Annotated in this window: 1 protein-coding gene; it reads left to right on the top strand. The window is 45.3% G+C overall.

Annotated elements, in window-relative coordinates:
• On the top strand, nucleotides 1-510 hold a 510-nt coding region (locus R7R24_RS30565; protein ID WP_318120696.1), incomplete at both ends, for a proton-translocating transhydrogenase family protein.

The raw sequence follows: 510 nt of genomic DNA, 5'->3' as shown, positions 1-510 counted from the left end.
AGACAACGGCGTAAAAATTGTTGGTTACACCGACATGGTCGGCCGTTTGCCAACGCAATCTTCGCAGCTTTACGCAACCAACCTTGTAAACCTTCTTAAACTGCTTTGTAAAGAAAAAGACGGCAACATCAATATTGATTTCGAAGATGTGGTTCTTCGTGGTGTTACTGTTATTAAAGAAGGCGAAATCACTTGGCCTGCGCCACCAATTCAAGTATCGGCTCAGCCTCAAGCTAAGCAAGCTCAACCTGTTAAGAAAGAGCCAAAAGTTGAAGAACCAACTTCTCCGACTAAAAAGTTGATTGGTCTTGTTGCAGCCGTTGGCGCATTTGCTTGGATTGCATCGGTAGCACCTGCTGCGTTCCTTTCTCACTTTACCGTGTTTGTTCTTGCGTGTGTAGTGGGTTACTACGTGGTTTGGAACGTAACACATGCTCTGCATACGCCACTAATGTCTGTAACGAATGCTATCTCGGGCATTATTGTGGTTGGAGCGTTGTTGCAAATCGG

This window comes from Vibrio sp. 704, assembly GCF_033339295.1.
The sequence above is the reverse complement of the archived record's forward strand: the minus strand, read 5'-3'. Positions and strand labels throughout refer to the sequence as shown.